Below are 257 nucleotides of genomic sequence, written 5' to 3' on the forward strand. Positions count from 1 at the left end.
GCCAGTTGTTCGCCCGCGCCGTGGAGGCCTTGGCATGACGCTCGATCTGCGCAACATCATCAAGCCATACCCGTCGCCGCTCATTACCGGGCGTGGCATTGATCTCGACTTCCCAATGCTCGTCGGGTGCCTGGCGTTGCTGGGCCTTGGCCTGGTGATGATCACTTCGGCGTCCTCGGAAGTGGCCGCCGTTCAGTCGGGCAACACCCTGTACCACATGCTCCGCCACCTGATTTACCTGGTGATCGGTTTGGGCG

1 pseudogene is annotated in these 257 nt (G+C 62.3%); it reads left to right on the plus strand.

The window, feature by feature from the left end:
- Positions 1 to 34 precede the first annotated feature (34 nt).
- Positions 35 to 257 (plus strand): annotated as a pseudogene (locus AAEZ08_RS23180) (cell division protein FtsW); the annotation flags it as partial.

It is taken from the genome of Pseudomonas sp. E45-MNA-CIBAN-0222, assembly GCF_040310405.1.
Taxonomy (GTDB): domain Bacteria; phylum Pseudomonadota; class Gammaproteobacteria; order Pseudomonadales; family Pseudomonadaceae; genus Stutzerimonas; species Stutzerimonas stutzeri_AC.